This is a genomic window from Candidatus Ruthia magnifica str. Cm (Calyptogena magnifica), from assembly GCF_000015105.1.
In the GTDB taxonomy this organism is placed as follows: domain Bacteria; phylum Pseudomonadota; class Gammaproteobacteria; order PS1; family Pseudothioglobaceae; genus Ruthia; species Ruthia magnifica.
On the sequence record NC_008610.1, the window covers coordinates 480462 to 498937 of the forward strand.

An 18476-nucleotide genomic window follows, 5' to 3' on the forward strand; every position below is an offset into this window, starting at 1 on the left:
TACGCTGCTACCTAACTATATTAATAAAACACTTGAAAGCATAGTCTCTAAATTTTTAATAAAATGAATAAACTGCAGCCTATTTATCGTAAAGACTATACACTTAGTGAGTATTTAATTCATACCACAGAACTTGAGTTTGATTTAACTGAAACGCAAACTATCGTTACTTCTAAGATTAGTTTTTATAAAAATCCGAAGTCCAATAAAAAAACTAATATTTTGTTTTTAGATGGTATCGACCTTGAGTTGATTTCTATTTTAGTTGATAAGGCCAAGCCTGATTATAAGTTGGTTGAACAAGGGCTTGAGATCAATAACCTTGCTGATGAGTTTATTTTAGAGATTAAAAATTGCATTCACCCAGAAAAAAATACTAGTCTTTATGGTCTATATCAATCTAATGGTAATTTTTGTACGCAATGCGAGGCACATGGTTTTAGACAAATTACCTATTATTTAGATAGACCTGATGTGTTAAGTGTGTTTACTACTCACATCAAAGCTGATAAACAAAAATATCTAGTACTGCTCAGTAATGGTAATTTAATCAAGCAAATAAATGGCAGTACAACTTGGCATGATCCTACGCCAAAGCCTTGTTATTTATTTGCTTTAGTGGTGGGTAATTTTGCACTCAAAGAGGATACTTACATCACATTATCAGGCAATGAAGTAACATTAAAGATTTATGTTCAAGCGCATAATATTAATAAAACCCAATTTGCTATGGCGGCACTAAAGCGTTCATTTGCTTGGGAAGAGAAACGCTTTGGACTTGAATACGATTTAGACATTTATATGATTGTAGCCGTTGATGATTTCAATATGGGTGCAATGGAAAATAAAGGGTTGAATATTTTTAATACTACTTACGTATTAGCTAGTATAGACACAGTAACGGATAAAGATTTTATTGATATTGAAGCAGTGATTGGTCATGAGTATTTCCATAATTGGACAGGAAATAGAGTTACTTGTAGAGATTGGTTTCAGCTTAGTTTAAAAGAAGGCTTAACAGTTTTTAGAGATCAAGAATTTACCTCAGATTTACATACACGTTCTATTAAACGTATTGAAGACGTGAATACTCTACGCACTTTGCAATTTGCAGAAGACATGAGTTCAATGCAGCATCTAGTCAGACCAGAGCATTATATCGAGATGAATAATTTTTACACCTTAACTGTTTATGAAAAAGGTGCAGAAATTATTCGCATGGTACATACATTTCTAGGTGAGGTTGGGTTTCAAAAAGGTATGCAATTATATTTTCAGCGATTTGATGGTGATGCCGTCACTATTGATGACTTTATTCAAAGTATGAGCGATGCTAATAATTTTGATTTTGATCAATTTATGTATTGGTATTCGCAATCTGGTACACCTGAAGTCAGCATTGTCTCTGATTATAATCACAATGATAAAACGTTTAAAGTTTTCATTAGACAGCATTCGCAATGTGATTATTTTTTTCCGCTTAGATTTGCACTACTTGATGATACTGGCACTAAACTTGAAAGTGGCATATTAACAGTTAAAGACAAGGAGCAAATATTTATTTTCAACAATATGGATGTAGAGCCAACACCCTCATGGTTGCGAGGTTTTAGTGCGCCCATTAAACTGAAATCTGATTTAACTTTCAAACAAAAAATATTTTTAGTTAGGCATGATTCTGATGCTTTTAATCAGTGGGATAATGCGCAGCAATTATGGCTGTCTTTAATCCTAATACCTTCAAGTATTAACCAAGATTTGTTTTTTGATGCCATTGAAAAAGTTCTAAAAAACACTTTCCTAGATGGTAGCTGTGTATCGCTTGTACAAGATAAATCCTTAATATGTGAAATTTTAACCCTACCATCTGAACAATTTTTACATCAGCAACAAGAGATTATTGACGTATTTGAGGTTCATGACAAGCGTGAAAAAGTAATTAATAAAATTATTGAGAGGTTTAAGTTATTGTTTAGCAAAATTTATTCAAAGCTTAACATTTATCAACCTTATGAGTTAACGCCTGAAGCTGTTGGAAATCGAGCATTAAAAAATATTTGCTTATATTATCTAGCAATCAGTGGTGAATTTGAGTTAGCCTTTGAGCAATTTAAATCAGCCAATTGTATGAATGATAAAATGGCGAGTTTAAAGGCGTTAATAGTTAGTGATAATTCGTATAAAAATATCGCACTTGATGGATTTTATCATGAGTTTAAAAATGATACACAAGTTATGGATAAATATTTCTCTATTCAATCGTCTGCGTCAACAGCCAATGTTGAAAGCATTAAGGTCCTCATGCAACACAAATTGTTTTCATTTAACACACCAAACCGTTTGCGTAGTGTTATAGGTAGTTTTTCACAAAATTACGTTAATTTTCATAATCAACAAGGCTATGAACTTTTAACTAATATTATCATTAAGCTTAACCAGTCAAATCCACAAATAGGCGCAAAATTAACTTCAGTTTACAATCATTGGCAGCGATTTACCCCAAAATTAAAAGCCTTACAAAAACAACAATTAGAGAAAATTTTAGCTATTGAGAATTTATCTAATAATATTTTTGAAATTATTCAAGCAGCACTAAAGTGAACACATTAATTACCCTGTTAAAACAAAAGTCTCTCACCATTGCAGTAGCTGAATCTTGTACAGGTGGCAACTTATCTGCATTACTCACGAGCCAGAGTGGCTCATCATCCTATTTTGACAGAGGGTTTATTACTTATTCTAACCAAGCTAAAATTGATATGCTGGGTGTTAAGTCTACAACGCTAGACAGGTTTGGTGCAGTTAGTGAGCAAGTTGCATTAGAGATGGTACGTGGTGTAATTAAAAACTCATCTGCTAATATTGGTGTAGCAATCACAGGCATTGCTGGACCTACTAGCGGTATAAAAAATAAACCTATAGGTATGGTTTGCTTCGGTTTTTGTACTTTAAAAAGATGTTTTACTAGCATTAAACAGTTTAGTAGTAATCGAGCTGAAGTAGTACATACAAGTGTTGATTTTGTGATTAAAACGTTGGTTTATGAATTATCATAGTAAATTTTCAGTAGCGCCAATGATGGATTGGACGGATAGACATTGTCGATATTTTTATCGGCTAATATCAAAAAATGTTCAACTTTGGACTGAAATGGTAACAGCTAGAGCGATACTTTATGGGAATAAAAACCGTTTGTTGGATTTTAATGTGTGCGAACATCCGCTGGTGTTGCAATTAGGTGGCAGTGAGCCAAAAGAGATGGCGCAAGCAGCAAAAATAGCGCAAGATTGGGGTTATAATGAGATCAATATTAATGTAGGTTGCCCTTCTAATAGAGTGCAATCAAGTAACTTTGGAGTGTGTTTGATGCAAACACCGCAGGTTGTGGCGCAATGTGTTGATGCAATGAGACAAATGGTAGATGTGCCAATTACGGTTAAGTCACGTATTGGTGTGGATAATATGGATAGCTACGATGAATTGGTTAATTTTGTTGCAACAGTTGAAAGTTCTGGTTGTGATAATCTTGTGATTCATGCAAGAAAAGCTTGGCTAAAAGGTTTGAGTCCTAAGGAAAATCGTAGTGTACCAAAACTTAATTATGAGAGAGTGTATCAGATTAAGCGAGACTTTCCTCATCTTGCTATTGGTATAAATGGCGGCATTATGGACATGGAAAGTTCATTACAGCATTTAGAACACGTGGATAGTGTTATGTTGGGCAGGGCAGTGTATCATCAGCCTTATCTATTAAGAAAAGTTGATGGTTTGATCTACCAGAAAAAATCATCAATATTGAGTCGTGAACAAGTGTTATTAGCATTCATTGAATATATGAAAGTTCAACATGCTAATTCTGTACTAATTAGATCTATGACACGGCATATTTTTGGTTTGTATCATGGGCAAAAAAATGCTAAAAAATTTAAACGTTTGTTAAGTGGTAAAATAGTTAAGTTTGAGCACCTGTATGAATGGTTAGAATATACGGATAAAAATAATGACCAATAGTGATAATTTTTTTGCAAGTATTGACATAGGTACAAGCAAGATTGTAGTGTTAATTGCTGATGAGGAAGATGGCAAAATAGAGGTATTTGGCCATGGTATTGGACCATCAGATGGGGTAAAAAATGCGCTGATTGTTGATATTGATAAAGTGACAAAAGCAATATTAAAGGTGGTGAAAGCTGCTTATCTTAGTTGTAATACTAGAATCCATAATGTATCCACTAATATTTGTGATTTGCATCTAAGTACGATTAATCAGGATAGACAAATATCAGTTAGCGGTAAAAAAATCACCAAAGAACATGTTATTGAGGCAATTAAGACGGCATCAGCTACACCTATGCCTGCTAATAAGCAAATGCTGAGTGCGAGTATTAATCGCTTTACTATTGACCAAGATACAGCAACAATTGACCAGCCAATTGGACTTGAGGCAACTGTTTTGGGTGCTCAAGTGCATGTAAGCATTGTTTCAAACCAAGCCATGAATAGCATCCATCAAGCAGTTGAAAAAAGTGGCTTAGGACTTAGTGAAGTTGTTTTGAATTCTATAGCCAGTAGCAGAGTTTGTATTACTCAGGATGAGAAAGATAGCGGTGTTTGCTTGCTTGATATGGGGGCAGGTGTGAGTAATATTTCTGTGTTTATGGGCGGTGGTATTGCTTATAGTCATGTTTTTAAAATGGGCGGCAATCAAATTACCCAAAATATTGCCAATGCCTTTAATACCTCATTTAAAGAGGCAGAAAGACTCAAAATTGAACATGGATATGCCCAATTAAAGATAGCACCAGTAGATAAATTAATCCAGTTAAAACAGTTGGATTCTATTGAAAATCGCTATTTATCATTACACAATTTAGTTGAAGTCATAGAAAATTCTTATTTAGATATCTGCCACTCGATCAAGCAAAATCTAAAAACTAAAAAGTTAGATAGATCGCTTAAATCAGGATTTGTATTAACAGGTGGCGTGTCTTTAATAGATGGTTGTGAAGGGTTGTTTGTTAATTTTTTTAGAATAAGAACTAAGCTGGCTAAAGTTAATGTGAATAAAATCACAGGTAAAGATATGATTGTTTCCAACCCTATTTATACTTGCGCATTAGGTTTATTGATGCATGCTGATAATAACGCTTATTTAGAAGTAGTGCAAGCGTACCAACAAACTAACTTTGTGAGTAAAATAAAATCATTATTGGAATTATAAATATTGTGATTAAACAAAGAACCATTAAAAAAGAAGTGAAAGCCAGAGGTGTTGGCATTCATAGTGGCAGTGTTGTAAATATGACTTTAATTCCTGCAAAAGAAGACCATGGTGTGGTGTTTAGGCGCATGGATGTTGGTGGTAAATTGGTACGTGCGCATAGTGCGTTTGTTAATGAAGTAGTACTTTCTACGGGGCTTGAAAATCAAGGTGTTAAAGTGTCAACGGTTGAACATTTGATGAGTACATTTTCAGCCCTTGGGATTGATAATGTTTTAGTAGAACTTGATTCGTTTGAGGTGCCAATTATGGACGGCTCATCTGCTCCTTTTATTTTTCTAGTTCAATCTGCTGGTATTAAAGAACAAGATGCCTATAAAAAGTTTTTTGTCATCAAAGATACTATACGGGTGGAAAATGGTGATTCATGGGCACAAGTATCTAAATATGAAGGTTTTAAAGTGTCACTTGAGATTGATTTTGATCATAAAAAAGTTAAAGAAAGTGGGCAGAAGTTGAGTATTAATTTTTCTAAACAGTGCTATTTAAAAGAAATTTCACGTGCCAGAACTTTTGGTTACATGAAAGATGTAGAAATGATGCAAAGGCAAAATTTGGCATTAGGCGCCAGTATGGACAATGCAATTGCTTTGAGTGATGATGATGTTTTAAATGAAGATGGAATGCGTTATCAAAATGAATTTGTTAAGCATAAAATTTTGGATATTGTTGGTGACTTGTATTTATTAGGTAGCAATCTAATTGGACATTATGAAGGATACAAGACAGGGCATCTACTTAACAATCAACTATTATCAGTTATCTTAGCAAAACCAGATACATGGTCTATTGAAACATTCGAAGAAGAAGGCTCACCCATTCAATTTTATTCTGAAGATTGGAAAAATTCCTTGTAATAGTAGGTTTATGCTGACATTTCATTAGGTATAATTAATAGGTTTTTTACGCTCACACTGAAAAATAATGAAGTTAAATGGTGCTCAAATATTAATTAACAGTCTTAAAAGTGAGGGGGTTAAGTATATCTTTGGCTATCCTGGTGGTGCAGTTTTACACATTTATGATGCACTAAATGCGTGTAATGAGATTAAACATATTCTTGTTCGCCATGAGCAAGGCGCTATGCACGCAGCAGATGGCTATGCACGTACCAGCGGTAAGTGTGGCGTAGTGCTTGTTACTTCAGGACCGGGACTTACTAATGCAGTAACAGGTATTGCCACAGCCTATATGGATTCTATTCCCATGGTTGTCGTTTCAGGTCAAGTCTCTTCTGCAGTTATTGGTAATGATGCTTTCCAAGAGGTTGATGCGGTTGGCATTACTCGTTCGTGTGTTAAGCATAATTTCTTAGTAAGAGATATTAATGATTTGGTAGATGTTGTTAAAAAAGCATTTTATATTGCGACTACAGGTCGTCCTGGTCCTGTTCTTATTGATATTACCAAAGACACAACGATTGCTGAGGTTGAGTTTGAGCTTGGCGATTATCCTAAGTCAATTGATATGCGTTCATATCAGCCTAAGATAAAGATTGAAGCGGATCAAATAACCAAGGCAATTACGTTAATCGTTCAAGCAAAAAAACCTATTATTTATTCAGGCGGTGGTAGTGTGATTGGTAATGCTGATAAAATACTGCGTATTTTTACTCGTCATACAGGTTTTCCAATCACCCAAACTTTAATGGGATTGGGTGCTTACCCTGCAAGTGATAAACAATCATTGGGTATGTTGGGCATGCACGGCACTTACGAAGCTAATATGGCAATGCACGATTCGGATTGCATTATTGCTGTAGGTGCGCGTTTTGATGACCGTATTACTGGTAACTTAGACAAATTCTGCCCTTATGCAAAAATTATCCACATTGATATTGACCCGTCTTCTGTGGGTAAAAATGTGGGTGTTGATGTATCGATTATCGGACAAGTTAATGATGTTTTGAGTATATTAATACAAGCACTGAAAGACAAGCAATTGGCTGATATTACTCAATGGTGGGCTCAAATTGAGACGTGGCGTGCTGTTGATTCATTGGCATATAAAACTAAAATAGGTGTAATTAAGCCGCAAAGTGTGATTGAAGTCTTGTATGAAATAACCAAAGGTGAGGCGATTGTTACTAGTGATGTTGGACAGCACCAAATGTGGGCGGCGCAATATTACCCATTTGATAAGCCACGTCGTTGGATTAACTCTGGCGGTTTAGGCACAATGGGCTTTGGACTACCTGCAGCGATGGGTGCAAAATTAGCAGAACCTGAAATGGATGTCGTTTGCGTAACAGGCGAAGGTAGTATTCAAATGATGTTACAAGAACTTTCCACTATGTTGCAATACAACACTCCAGTAAAGATTATCAATCTGAATAATGGTTATTTAGGCATGGTACGCCAATGGCAAGAATTTTTTTATGACAAACGTTATTCAATGTCATATATGGATGCATTACCTAATTTTGTGAAGCTAGCAGAGGGTTATGGGCACATAGGTATTAAGATCGAAAAAGAGCTAGATTTAAAGCCAGCATTGATTAAAGCATTCACAGAAAAAGACAGAACGGTATTTTTAGATATTTTAACCGACCCTACGGAAAATGTATTCCCAATGATTCCATCAGGTGCAGGACACCACGAAATGTTGTTAGCAGGTCGTGATAAAATGACGTCAACTAATGATAAAGGGTTGAATTTAATATGAGATACATTATTTCAGTATTGTTAGAAAATGAAGTAGGTGCTCTTTCTAGAGTAGCAGGGTTGTTTTCTGCTCGCGGGTTTAACATTGAGTCATTCACAGTTGCAGCAACTAACGATTCAACTTTGTCACACATGACCATTGTCAGTATTGGCAATGATGGTATTATTGAGCAAATTGTTAAACAACTTAATAAATTGATCGACGTGGTTAGAGTGATAGATTTAACTGCCACTGAGCATATTGAACGTGAGTTGTTACTGGTTAAAGTGGATGTCAATCAACAAACACAGGCTGATATTGAGAAACAAATTGATGCTTTTTCATGCAAAATAGTTGATGTATCAGAAGATATTTATATAATTGAGTTGGCAGGAAGAAGTCAAAAAATTAATGATTTTTTAGCAAGCTTAGATGTGTCAAAAATTTTAGAAGTTTCTAGAACAGGCGTGACGGGTGTTTGTATAAAAAAATAAGTTAACAAAAAGCGTATTAGGCGTTAAAAAATAGAGGAAAAAAAATGAACAGATATTACGATAAAAATGCAGATTTAAATATTATTAAAGGCATGAAAGTTTCTATTATTGGTTATGGCTCGCAAGGTCATGCGCATGCAAATAACTTAAAAGATTCTGGTGTTGAAGTAGTTGTTGCACTTCGAGCTGATTCTGCATCTACTGAAAAAGCATTTGTTGCTGGATTAACTGTTAAATCAATTGAAGAGGCGACTGATTGGGCAGACTTGGTTATGGTTCTAGCGCCTGATGAATTTCAAGCTAAAATTTATACAAATAGTATTGAACCAAATCTTAAGCAAGGTGCAACTTTAGCATTTGCTCATGGTTTCAACATTCATTATAATAGAATTATACCACGTACTGATTTAGACGTTATCATGATTGCTCCAAAAGCACCTGGGCATACAGTACGTTCAGAATTTGTTAAAGGCGGCGGTATTCCGGACCTGATTGCAGTATTTCAAGATGCTTCAGGTAATGCTAAAGCTACTTCATTATCTTACGCCTGCGCTATTGGCGGTGGTCGTACTGGTATTTTAGAAACTTCATTTAAAGATGAAACTGAAACGGACTTATTTGGTGAACAAGTAGTATTATGTGGCGGTACAACTGCTTTAGTTCAAGCAGGTTTTGAAACCTTAGTAGAGGCTGGCTATGAGCCAGAAATGGCATATTTTGAGTGTCTTCATGAATTAAAGTTAATTGTTGATTTAATGTATGAAGGTGGTATTGCTAATATGCGTTATTCAATCTCAAATACAGCTGAATATGGTGATGTTACTCGCGGTCCTCGTATTGTGACTGCTGATACTAAAACTGAAATGAAAAAGATTTTGAGTGAAATTCAAGATGGTACTTTTGCTAAAGAATTTGTGGCTAATGTGGACGAGCTTCCAGCGCATCGCGATGTCCAACGTAAGCATCAAATTGAACAAGTAGGCGAGTCACTTCGCTCTATGATGCCTTGGATTAACAAAAATAAGATTGTTGATCAATCCAAAAACTAGTCATTTTAATCAAACTCTCAATTTGATTGGACGTTTTAGCGAATAACATATAATGGAAAGAAAAGCAAAAAGAGGCATTTACTTACTGCCCAATATTCTCACAACATTTGGGTTGTTCTCTGGTTTTTTTGCCATTATTCTTGCTACTAAAGGTCAGTATACTGATGCTGCTATTGCAATATTTGTTGCCATGTTATGGGATGGGCTTGATGGTCGCGTAGCTCGTCTAACAAACACTCAAAGTGAATTTGGCGCACAGTATGATTCTATGGCTGATATGATTTCATTTGTTGTGGCACCCGCGCTATTGATATATTTTTGGCTGTTGTCTGATTTAGGAAAAATTGGCTGGTTGGCCACTTTTGTCTATGTAGCGGCAGGTGCACTTCGTTTGGCTCGTTTTAATACACAAATTGGTATTGAGGATAAACGTTATTTCCAAGGATTGCCCTCTCCTGTTGCTGCTGCATTAATTGCAGGTTTGGTTTGGACCTTTGATGTGATTGGTGTAACTGATTATGATCAATATTTAATTTTAGCCAGTTGGATTATTTTAGTTGGCTCTGGCGTGTTAATGGTTAGCAATATTCGTTATAATAACTTTAAAGAGGTTAATCTAAAAGGTAGATCCTCGTTTAAATTATTGTTATTTACCACCTTAATTATTATTGTTGTTACTTTAGAGCCTAGTGCTATTTTATTTGTTTTCTTTTTTGTTTACGCATTGTCAGGTCTATTAACAACAATAATTGAAGTGAGAAAAAGACGTCATTTAAAAAAACGCACTAAAAAGGGTTGAATTTACCCTATAATTCCTCTCAGTATGACTAATCAATTTAAATTTTATTCTCCTATAGAAAGCATTTTTTTATTTCCACTAAGATTATTGCCTTAGAGTAATTATTATTTTGTGCACGATTGAAAAATCTTGTTTCTCACAATTTATAAACTAAATGCCTAATAAACTAATTATTTTTGATACAACCCTTCGTGATGGTGAGCAATCACCTGGTGCGTCCATGACTAGGGATGAAAAAGTACGTATTGCCAAAGTGCTGGAAAAAATGCAAGTAGATGTCATTGAAGCAGGTTTTGCTATTGCATCAGTGGGAGACTTTGAAGCTGTACAAACTGTGGCTAATGTGGTGCAAGATTCGATTATTTGCTCATTGTCCAGAGCGCTTGATAAGGATATTGATTGTGCAGGAGAAGCGTTAAAAGGTGCTAATGCATCGCGTATTCATACTTTTATTGCCACATCTGATATTCACATGAAGATGAAACTACAAATGACTCCTGATCAGGTCGTAGAACAAGCGGTTCGCGCTGTTAAGCGAGCTAAACGATACACGAATGATGTTGAGTTTTCGCCAGAAGATGCAGGTCGATCAGATGAGGATTTTTTGTGTCGTATTATCGAGGCGACGATTAATGCAGGTGCGACAACCATTAATATTCCTGATACGGTGGGTTATAACATTCCGCATCAATTTGGTGTAACCATTAAATCTTTGATTGGGCGTGTGCCAAATTCTGATAAGGCTATTTTTTCAGCGCATTGTCATAATGATTTGGGCTTGGCAGTAGCCAATTCGTTGTCTGCTGTACTAAATGGTGCAAGGCAAGTTGAGTGTACCATTAACGGTCTAGGTGAGCGTGCAGGGAATACATCACTAGAAGAGTTGGTCATGGCAGTACGAACTCGTCAAGATATTTTTGATTGTGATACCGATATTAACGCCACGCATATTTTGTCAGCCTCACGCTTAGTTTCAAGTGTGACAGGTTTTATTGTGCAACCTAATAAAGCAATTGTTGGTGCAAATGCTTTTGCCCATGAGGCAGGTATTCATCAAGATGGTGTGATTAAATACCGTGAGACTTACGAGATCATGCGCGCTGAAGATGTTGGCTGGAATGCCAATCAATTGGTTTTGGGAAAACATTCAGGTCGCAATGCGTTTAAAGTAAGATTGGCTGAACTGGGTGTTGAATTTAATAATGAGGAAGGTCTAAATGATGCTTTTAGACGCTTTAAAGAATTGGCAGACAAAAAACATGAAATTTTTGATGAAGATTTGCAAGCATTAGTATCTGAAACACAAACAGAGGCTTATGAAGCTATCAAACTAGTGTCTTTGAAAGTATGCACGGAAACGGGTGAAAAAAATACAGCAACTGTCGTGCTATCAATTGATGATAAAGAACAAACAGCAACGGCTAATACTTCAGGCGCAGTAGATGCTACTTTTATTGCGATTAGTTCATTGACAGGCATTAAAATAAATCTGCAATTGTACTCTGTTTCAAATGTTACTCAAGGTACAGATGCACTTGGTGAGGTGAACGTGCGCTTAGAATGTAATGGTCGTATTGTTAATGGGCAAGGAGTTGATACTGACATCATCACTGCCAGCGCAAAAGCCTATGTTCATGGTTTAAATAAAGTACTGGCTGCAACTAATAAGGCGCAGCACCCTCAAATATGAATGCGTCATTAAGATCTCATTATTTAGAGGTGTTTGGTATACCTGAGTTTTTACATATTCAAGTAAAAAATCAGGATTTAAACGTATCAAAAATTAATACACAATGCTTAGCGATTGAAACCAACCCCGTCCATTCATTTTGTAAAATAGGCAAGACTCAAGATTTTTTATTTAAAATGCTAGGCGCTATTGGACTTGAAAAATCTAATATTAGATATGTTAGCGCTAACATTAATGATTTAAATCAAATGCTTAAGCAATATAATGCAAAAATAGTATTATTGATGAGTTCAGACTTAAAGTCATCTTCATATAAGCATTTTGTTACCCACCACCCAAGTGAGGTTTTGACAAACGAGCAACTCAAACGTGAAACTTGGGAAGTTCTAAAAAGGGTTAAACAGTACCTCAAGTAGATTACAGTTTATCGGGTTCAAATGTCCTGTATTAATCATGTATTCTTGCTGTACACCTTGCTTGGGAAATGTCTTAGCTATCAAATATAGGCACTATAATATTCTTTTACAACCAGAATATTCATCCAATAGAAGAATATGAATTACGCAAAAAGAAAATATTTGTTTTGTGCTACCTGTTTTGATATGTACTTTGAAGCAAATACCCAAGATCAAGGGTCTAATATTGGTATCATCTTCCGCTATAAAGACATGAATTAAATTAACAACTAAGGGTATTTTTTGTTGAGATTTTAATTGGCACAAGAAGAATGTTAGAATTGTCTAAACGTGAAGTGTTCTATTAACAAGCAATAGAGCTTTAAAAATGATTAATTCAATAAATATAATAGCAATGCTTTTTGCACGTGCAAACGGTTTTCAGCTTCAAGCCAAACCAAGCTTTGACTACCATCAATCACATTAGTAGACACCTCTTCACCACGGTGTGCAGGCAAGCAATGCATAAATACAGCACTAGGTTTGGCTTTTGACATTAAGGCTGCATTAACAGAAAAGTCTTTAAAAGTAATTTTACGTTTTGTTTGTTCAGCCTCTTGTCCCATGCTTGCCCAGACATCAGTTACTACCAAATCAACCTTTTGGCAGGCTTTTTGTGCATCGGTGAATAAATGAATATGATTAGCATATTTTTCAATAAAATCTTGATCTGGTTGATAATTTTTAGGTGTGGCGATGTTAAGTTTAAAGTTAAAGCTTTTTGCTGCTTGCATATAAGTGTGACACATGTTGTTGCCATCACCAATCCAAGCTATGGTTTTATTGGCAATTGAACCATTGTGTTCTTGGTAAGTCATCATGTCGGATAGTAGTTGACAGGGATGGGATTCATCAGATAGGGCGTTAATAATCGGCACAGAGGAGTTTTCAGCAAAGGTATGAATATCCTTATGAGAAGAGATGCGCATCATGATGACATCAACCATTGAACTAATCACAATTGCACTGTCAATAATTGGTTCACCACGACCCAATTGAATATCTTTATCGGATAAAAATAAAGCGTGTCCACCTAATTGGGTCATGCCAGCTTCAAAGGAAACACGTGTACGTGTGGAGGATTTGTCAAAAATCATAGCTAATGTTTTATGCTCTAATATTTTGTTGATTTTTCCAGATTTATATTGCTTTTTGAGTGCAATTGCTTGTTTAATGATTTGAGTTAAATCATGATTTGGTAAATCATCCAGATTAATAAAGTGTTTTATCATGATATTTCCTGCTTATAAAGCATTGACCAAATCACTAACTTTTTTAATAAGAATATCAGCGTCAGATTTGTCAATAATTAAGGGTGGCAGTAAGCGTATTGATTGCCCGGTGATGTTAATTAAGAGTTGATTGTCTAGTGCTTTTTGTAAAAGCGTAGAACAGTCTTGGTTTAGTTCAATGGCAATCATTAGGCCTTTTGAGCGGATTTCAAGCACTTTGTCTGAATCTTTAAGTTTGTTTTTAAAGCTTGATGTGATATATTCACCCATCATTAAAACATTATCTAAAATATTGTCTTTTTCAATAACATCTAATACGGTTAGTGCTGTTTTGCAAACCAATGGGTTGCCACCAAAAGTAGAGCCATGTGTACCAGGTGTGAGTAATTTTGAGGCCTTACCTTTTGTAAGACAAGCGCCGATTGGTACACCATTGCCAAGCCCTTTTGCTAAAGTGAGTAAATCTGGTGTTATGTTATTATAAAAATGTGCAAATAGCTTGCCAGTACGACCTATGCCTGTTTGTACTTCGTCAAGAATTAACAACCAATTGTTATTAAAGCAAATTTCTTGAACTTGGTTTAAGTAATGCTCGTCTGGAATAATAATACCACCCTCGCCTTGGATAGGCTCAAGCATAATTGCAACAATGTTGTTATTGTTTTCATGGACTTTAATAGCGTTAATGTTATTAAAGTCAATGTGAATAAACCCGCTAACTAATGGTTCAAAACCTGTTTGTATTTTAGAATTTCCAGTGGCTGAAAGTGTTGCCATGGTGCGTCCATGAAAGCTTTGATTAAATGTAAGTATGGTTGGGTTGTTAATGTGTTGGGAGTGAGCATGTAACCGTGTAATTTTAATGGCTACTTCATTGGCTTCAGCACCAGAGTTAGCAAAAAAAGCGGCATCCATATTAGACAATTGACATAACTTTTCAGCTAAGTCTTCTTGGTGTTGAATATGGTACCAATTGCTGGTATGTAGTAAATTCGCAGCCTGTGTTTGAATGGCTTTTGTAATGTCTTGATGGCAATGCCCAAGGCCAACAACACCAACACCACAAAGTGCATCTAGATATTGCCTGCCTTTGTCATCTGTTAGATAGCAGCCCCTACCTTTGACGAAGGTAACTTTAAGCGGCATATAGTTTGACATTAAATATGACATTGTGTTTATCTCAAAAAAGCAAAAAGCCCCGAAACGGGGCCTTTTATTACCAATCAGAAAGTTATTATGACTGGTAGGTTAATGGAGGTGCCATTTCATCGTTAATTTCATCTAATTCTTTTTTGTAACCTTCATAAAAAGAACCTATTGGTGGATTAATCCACTCTTCATAGGAAAAGCCATTGGCTTGTGTATGAGCTCTGAACGTATTTTGTAATGCAATTCTTTTTGCACTTAATTCATTAGAATGTTGATTCTTTGCGTCCATTTGATCTCCTAAATTTCTAGGTAAATAAAACTGTTATTATATACCTTAAATAGGATTTAAGTGGGGTTTATTTGCTTTAAGCATGCACAAATACTTCACAATTTGGTTGGAGTTATGCTTTAATATAAGTTATTTTTCAATAACATTTAAGGAATGTGTATGCAGTTAAATATTTCTGGCCATCATCTTGATATTACCGAAGCAATTAAACAATATTCACTTGCAAAATTATTCAAAATAAAGCATCATTTTAATCAAGTAATTAATATTAATATGATTTTAGGGGTTGAAAAAGATGTACAAAAAGCCGAGGCAATAATCCATGTTAGTGGTGCAGATTTATTTGCAAAAGCAGAAAGTAGCGATATGTACAATTCTATTGATCAAATGGTTAATAAGCTAGATGCTCAAATTAGAAAATATAAAGAAAAATTAAACTATCATAGAAAAAATTAATAACAATCTAAGAAATATTGAAATATTCATATTGCTCAACAGATAAGAATAACGCCCATGTCAGAAGTTGAAAACACTTCTTTTAAAAATTGCCTTCGAAGATTAATGACATCTTTAGAGGACTTGGAGTATGAAGAAGCCACTTCCCAACTTGCAGCTTTATATCCAGCTGAAATTGCTCGTCTATTAGAAAGTGTACCACCTAAAGGTAGAACTCAACTTTGGTTGAATATTGACTCTGAAACCCAAGGTGATATTCTTAAATATTTAAATGAAAATGTCCAATCTAAATTGTTAAGTGAAATGAATGTTGACGGTATTGTAAAAGCCACAGAAGGCTTAGATATGGATGATTTGGCTGATATTGTTCCTGTATTGCCTGAATCTGCATTACACAATTTGTTATTAAGGTTGGATTATAAACATAAAAACCATTTAAAACAAGTCCTGTATTATCCTGAGAATTCTGCTGGCGGTTTGATGAATATTGATATTATTACTGTTCGTAGTGATGTGACAGTGCGCACAGTTATTCGTTACTTGCGCTTGTTAAAAGAAATGCCAATTGATACTGATCAGGTGTTTGTGGTTGATAGAACTTATCAATATTTGGGCTCTATTTATATTTCTACTTTGTTAACCAACGAGGCTGAGCAAAATATTGACTCACTTATTAATAAGAATTTAAGACCCATTTTAGCCACTACTAATGATAATGAAGTTGCTAGCCTTTTTGAAAAACGAAATTTAATATCCGCCCCTGTAGTTGATGAAAATAATCAACTAATTGGTCGTATTACTATTGATGATGTGGTTGATGTTATTCGTGATGAAGCTGAACATTCAGTGATGTCAATGGCAGGCTTGAATGAAGAGGAAGATGTATTTGCACCTGTTATGCAAAGCACTAAGCGTCGTAGTATCTGGCTTGGTGTTAATTTGATTACAGTCTTTATTGCTGTATTTTTTATTGGTCTTTTTGAAGCCACTTTACAAGCAAAAATTGCACTAGCAATTTTGATGCCAGTCGTAGCTTCAATGGGTGGTATTGCTGGTACTCAAACACTTATTTTGGTAACACGTGGTATTGCAATGGGCAGAGTAACAACATCTAATCTTAAAGTATTAATGAATAAAGAAGTGGCAATCGGCTTTTTTAATGGTATTGTCTGGTCTTTGGTTATTAGTGTGGCAACTTATGTTTGGTTTGCAGATTTGATGTTAAGTTTAGTGATTGCATTGGCGGTTATTGTTAATTTAATTTTTGCTGCTTTTTCAGGCGCATTTTTACCCCTATTATTAATTAAATTCAAAATTGACCCCGCACTTGCTGGTGGTGTTATTTTGACGACAATTACTGATGTGATTGGTTTTGTGGCTTTTTTAGGATTGGCAGCGTTGGTTATTTAGGATTGATATGTATTCATTAAAGGTTTTAAATGGAAATATAACTGTCTTTTAATCAAAGTTTAAATTTTTTTGTTCTCATGAAGTGATACTATGTTGATACTTCTCGTATTTTGTAAAGTGTTTTTTAAAAGTCAATAAGAATATCATTATTCTTTAACCATGCTTTGAATTTTTCTTGAATTTTTTTTAAGATTTTTTCATCATCTGCTTCAAAGCGCAACACCAAACATGGCGTGGTGTTAGAAGGGCGGACTAGCCCCCAGCTATTTTTATAATCTATGCGTACACCATCAATGGTAGTGATTTTTGCGTTTGGGAAATCAATATTTTTAGCCAATTTATTCATTGCATCAAATTGTTGACCTTGTTCGTCAAAGTGAATGTTAATCTCTGGTGTATTGATATTATCGGGTAATTCGGCAAATACTTCGGTACAAGTTTTTTCAGTTTTTGATAAGATTTCTAGTAGGCGTGATCCTGTATATAAAGCATCATCAAACCCATACCAGCGCTCTTTAAAAAATATATGCCCACTCATTTCGCCGCCAAGTGCTGCGTTAATTTCTTTTAATTTAGCTTTAATGAAACTATGCCCTGTGCGTGACATAATTGCTTTGCCACCATGTTGAACAATGTCTTTTGGTAGTAGTGATGAGCATTTAACATCAAAGACAATTTTAGCGCCTTGATTGCGTTTGAGAATGTCTCTTGAATATAGCATCATTTGTCTATCAGCCCAAATTACGTTACCTTTGTTGTCAATTAGACCTAGTCGGTCGCCATCGCCATCAAAGGCAAAACCCATATCTGCACCTGTGCTTTTAACTTTTTTGATAATATCTTCAAGATTATGAAGCTTAGAGGGGTCAGGGTGATGGTTAGGGAAATTGCCATCAACTAAGCAAAATAATTTTGTTACTTTAGCGCCTAGCTGCTCAAATAGTTTTGGTGCAATATTTCCTGCAATACCATTGCCTGCATCAACAATAATACTAAGTGACCTATCTAATTTAACATCACGTGTGATACGCTCAATATAATCTTGTTCAATGTCCATCTTAATTGAAGTGCCGTGACCTGAGGAAAAATTACTAATCTGAATACGCTGATAAAGCGCTTGAATACGTTCACTAGAAAGTGTCTCGCCTGCAATTATGATTTTAAAGCCATTATATTCTGGAGAATTGTGTGAGCCTGTAATCATCACACCTGAAGTACTGATTTTAGTATACGTTGCAAAATATACCAAAGGCGTTGGTACCATGCCAATATCCACAATATGACAACCACTTTCTTGAAGACCAACTTTTAAAGCTTGCATTAAATCTACGCCACTTAGACGACCATCACGACCAACAACAACATTACGCTCACCTTTGGCAATAGATTCACTACCAATTGCTAAACCGATGAGGTTGACATTTTTAGGGGATAAATCTTGCTTAACAATACCACGAATATCGTAAGCTTTAAATATTGACTGCGAAATACTCATTTTTTTGATAGAATAACGTAAAAGTAAAAGACTT

At 35.2% G+C, this 18476-nt stretch carries 17 protein-coding genes and 1 pseudogene; 14 read left to right on the top strand and 4 right to left on the bottom strand.

Annotation, left to right across the window (positions count from 1 at the left end; all coding sequences use genetic code 11):
* The first annotated feature begins 63 nt into the window (after positions 1–63).
* The 12 genes and pseudogenes from pepN to RMAG_RS06235 all read left to right on the top strand — a co-directional run.
* Positions 64–2601: an aminopeptidase N gene (gene pepN, locus RMAG_RS02215; RefSeq protein WP_011737824.1), complete on the top strand. Its 2538-nt coding sequence runs from the start codon at positions 64–66 to the stop codon at positions 2599–2601.
* Positions 2598–3056 carry a CinA family protein gene (locus RMAG_RS02220; protein ID WP_011737825.1) on the top strand — a complete coding sequence of 153 codons (459 nt, stop codon included), beginning with the start codon at positions 2598–2600 and terminating at the stop codon, positions 3054–3056. The genes pepN and RMAG_RS02220 overlap by 4 nt, the downstream gene beginning before the upstream one ends.
* On the top strand, positions 3043–4011 hold the full coding sequence (gene dusA, locus RMAG_RS02225) for a tRNA dihydrouridine(20/20a) synthase DusA (RefSeq protein WP_011737826.1): 969 nt from the start codon (positions 3043–3045) through the stop codon (positions 4009–4011). Before RMAG_RS02220 ends, dusA begins: the two co-directional genes overlap by 14 nt.
* Positions 4001–5221, top strand: coding sequence for a cell division protein FtsA (gene ftsA / locus RMAG_RS02230; RefSeq protein ID WP_011737827.1), 1221 nt, complete (start codon positions 4001–4003; stop codon positions 5219–5221). Before dusA ends, ftsA begins: the two co-directional genes overlap by 11 nt.
* 5 nt (positions 5222–5226) lie before the next feature.
* Positions 5227–6138, top strand: coding sequence for a UDP-3-O-acyl-N-acetylglucosamine deacetylase (gene lpxC, locus RMAG_RS02235; protein WP_011737828.1), 912 nt, complete (start codon positions 5227–5229; stop codon positions 6136–6138).
* A 67-nt stretch (positions 6139–6205) separates the two neighbouring features.
* Positions 6206–7945 carry a biosynthetic-type acetolactate synthase large subunit gene (ilvB, locus tag RMAG_RS02240; RefSeq protein WP_011737829.1) on the top strand — a complete coding sequence of 580 codons (1740 nt, stop codon included), beginning with the start codon at positions 6206–6208 and terminating at the stop codon, positions 7943–7945.
* Positions 7942–8418: an acetolactate synthase small subunit gene (ilvN, locus tag RMAG_RS02245; protein ID WP_011737830.1), complete on the top strand. Its 477-nt coding sequence runs from the start codon at positions 7942–7944 to the stop codon at positions 8416–8418. Before ilvB ends, ilvN begins: the two co-directional genes overlap by 4 nt.
* Before the next feature lie 44 nt (positions 8419–8462).
* Positions 8463–9467, top strand: a complete 1005-nt coding sequence (gene ilvC / locus RMAG_RS02250) for a ketol-acid reductoisomerase (protein WP_011737831.1) — start codon at positions 8463–8465, stop codon at positions 9465–9467.
* A 52-nt stretch (positions 9468–9519) separates the two neighbouring features.
* Positions 9520–10266: a CDP-diacylglycerol--serine O-phosphatidyltransferase gene (gene pssA / locus RMAG_RS02255; RefSeq protein ID WP_011737832.1), complete on the top strand. Its 747-nt coding sequence runs from the start codon at positions 9520–9522 to the stop codon at positions 10264–10266.
* A 154-nt stretch (positions 10267–10420) separates the two neighbouring features.
* The gene (locus tag RMAG_RS02260; protein ID WP_011737833.1) at positions 10421–11956 is read left to right on the top strand and encodes a 2-isopropylmalate synthase; all 1536 of its coding nucleotides are present in this window, start codon (positions 10421–10423) and stop codon (positions 11954–11956) included.
* Positions 11953–12372 (top strand): uracil-DNA glycosylase family protein, encoded by a 420-nt coding sequence (locus RMAG_RS02265; protein WP_011737834.1) that lies wholly within the window; start codon positions 11953–11955, stop codon positions 12370–12372. The genes RMAG_RS02260 and RMAG_RS02265 overlap by 4 nt, the downstream gene beginning before the upstream one ends.
* A gap of 37 nt (positions 12373–12409) precedes the next feature.
* A pseudogene (locus RMAG_RS06235) lies at positions 12410–12530 on the top strand (epoxyqueuosine reductase QueH); the annotation flags it as partial.
* Between the two features lie 213 nt (positions 12531–12743).
* Here RMAG_RS06235 and argF read toward each other — a convergent pair.
* The 3 genes from argF to RMAG_RS02280 form a co-directional block, all read right to left on the bottom strand.
* The gene (argF, locus tag RMAG_RS02270; protein WP_011737835.1) at positions 12744–13643 is read right to left on the bottom strand and encodes an ornithine carbamoyltransferase; all 900 of its coding nucleotides are present in this window, start codon (positions 13641–13643) and stop codon (positions 12744–12746) included.
* A gap of 12 nt (positions 13644–13655) precedes the next feature.
* Complete coding sequence (locus RMAG_RS02275; protein ID WP_024792301.1) at positions 13656–14813, bottom strand: aspartate aminotransferase family protein; 1158 nt, start codon at positions 14811–14813, stop codon at positions 13656–13658.
* 64 nt (positions 14814–14877) lie between these two features.
* Complete coding sequence (locus RMAG_RS02280) at positions 14878–15081, bottom strand: hypothetical protein (RefSeq protein WP_024792300.1); 204 nt, start codon at positions 15079–15081, stop codon at positions 14878–14880.
* Positions 15082–15240: 159 nt separating this feature from the next.
* Here RMAG_RS02280 and hpf point away from each other — a divergent pair, with 159 nt between their 5' ends.
* Together hpf and mgtE are read left to right on the top strand one after the other, a co-directional pair.
* Positions 15241–15537 carry a ribosome hibernation-promoting factor, HPF/YfiA family gene (hpf, locus tag RMAG_RS02285; RefSeq protein ID WP_011737837.1) on the top strand — a complete coding sequence of 99 codons (297 nt, stop codon included), beginning with the start codon at positions 15241–15243 and terminating at the stop codon, positions 15535–15537.
* A gap of 57 nt (positions 15538–15594) precedes the next feature.
* Positions 15595–16947 (top strand): magnesium transporter, encoded by a 1353-nt coding sequence (mgtE, locus tag RMAG_RS02290; RefSeq protein ID WP_011737838.1) that lies wholly within the window; start codon positions 15595–15597, stop codon positions 16945–16947.
* A gap of 124 nt (positions 16948–17071) precedes the next feature.
* Here mgtE and RMAG_RS02295 read toward each other — a convergent pair whose 3' ends face one another.
* Positions 17072–18442, bottom strand: a complete 1371-nt coding sequence (locus RMAG_RS02295; protein ID WP_041194920.1) for a phosphomannomutase/phosphoglucomutase — start codon at positions 18440–18442, stop codon at positions 17072–17074.
* Between the last annotated feature and the right edge of the window lie 34 nt (positions 18443–18476).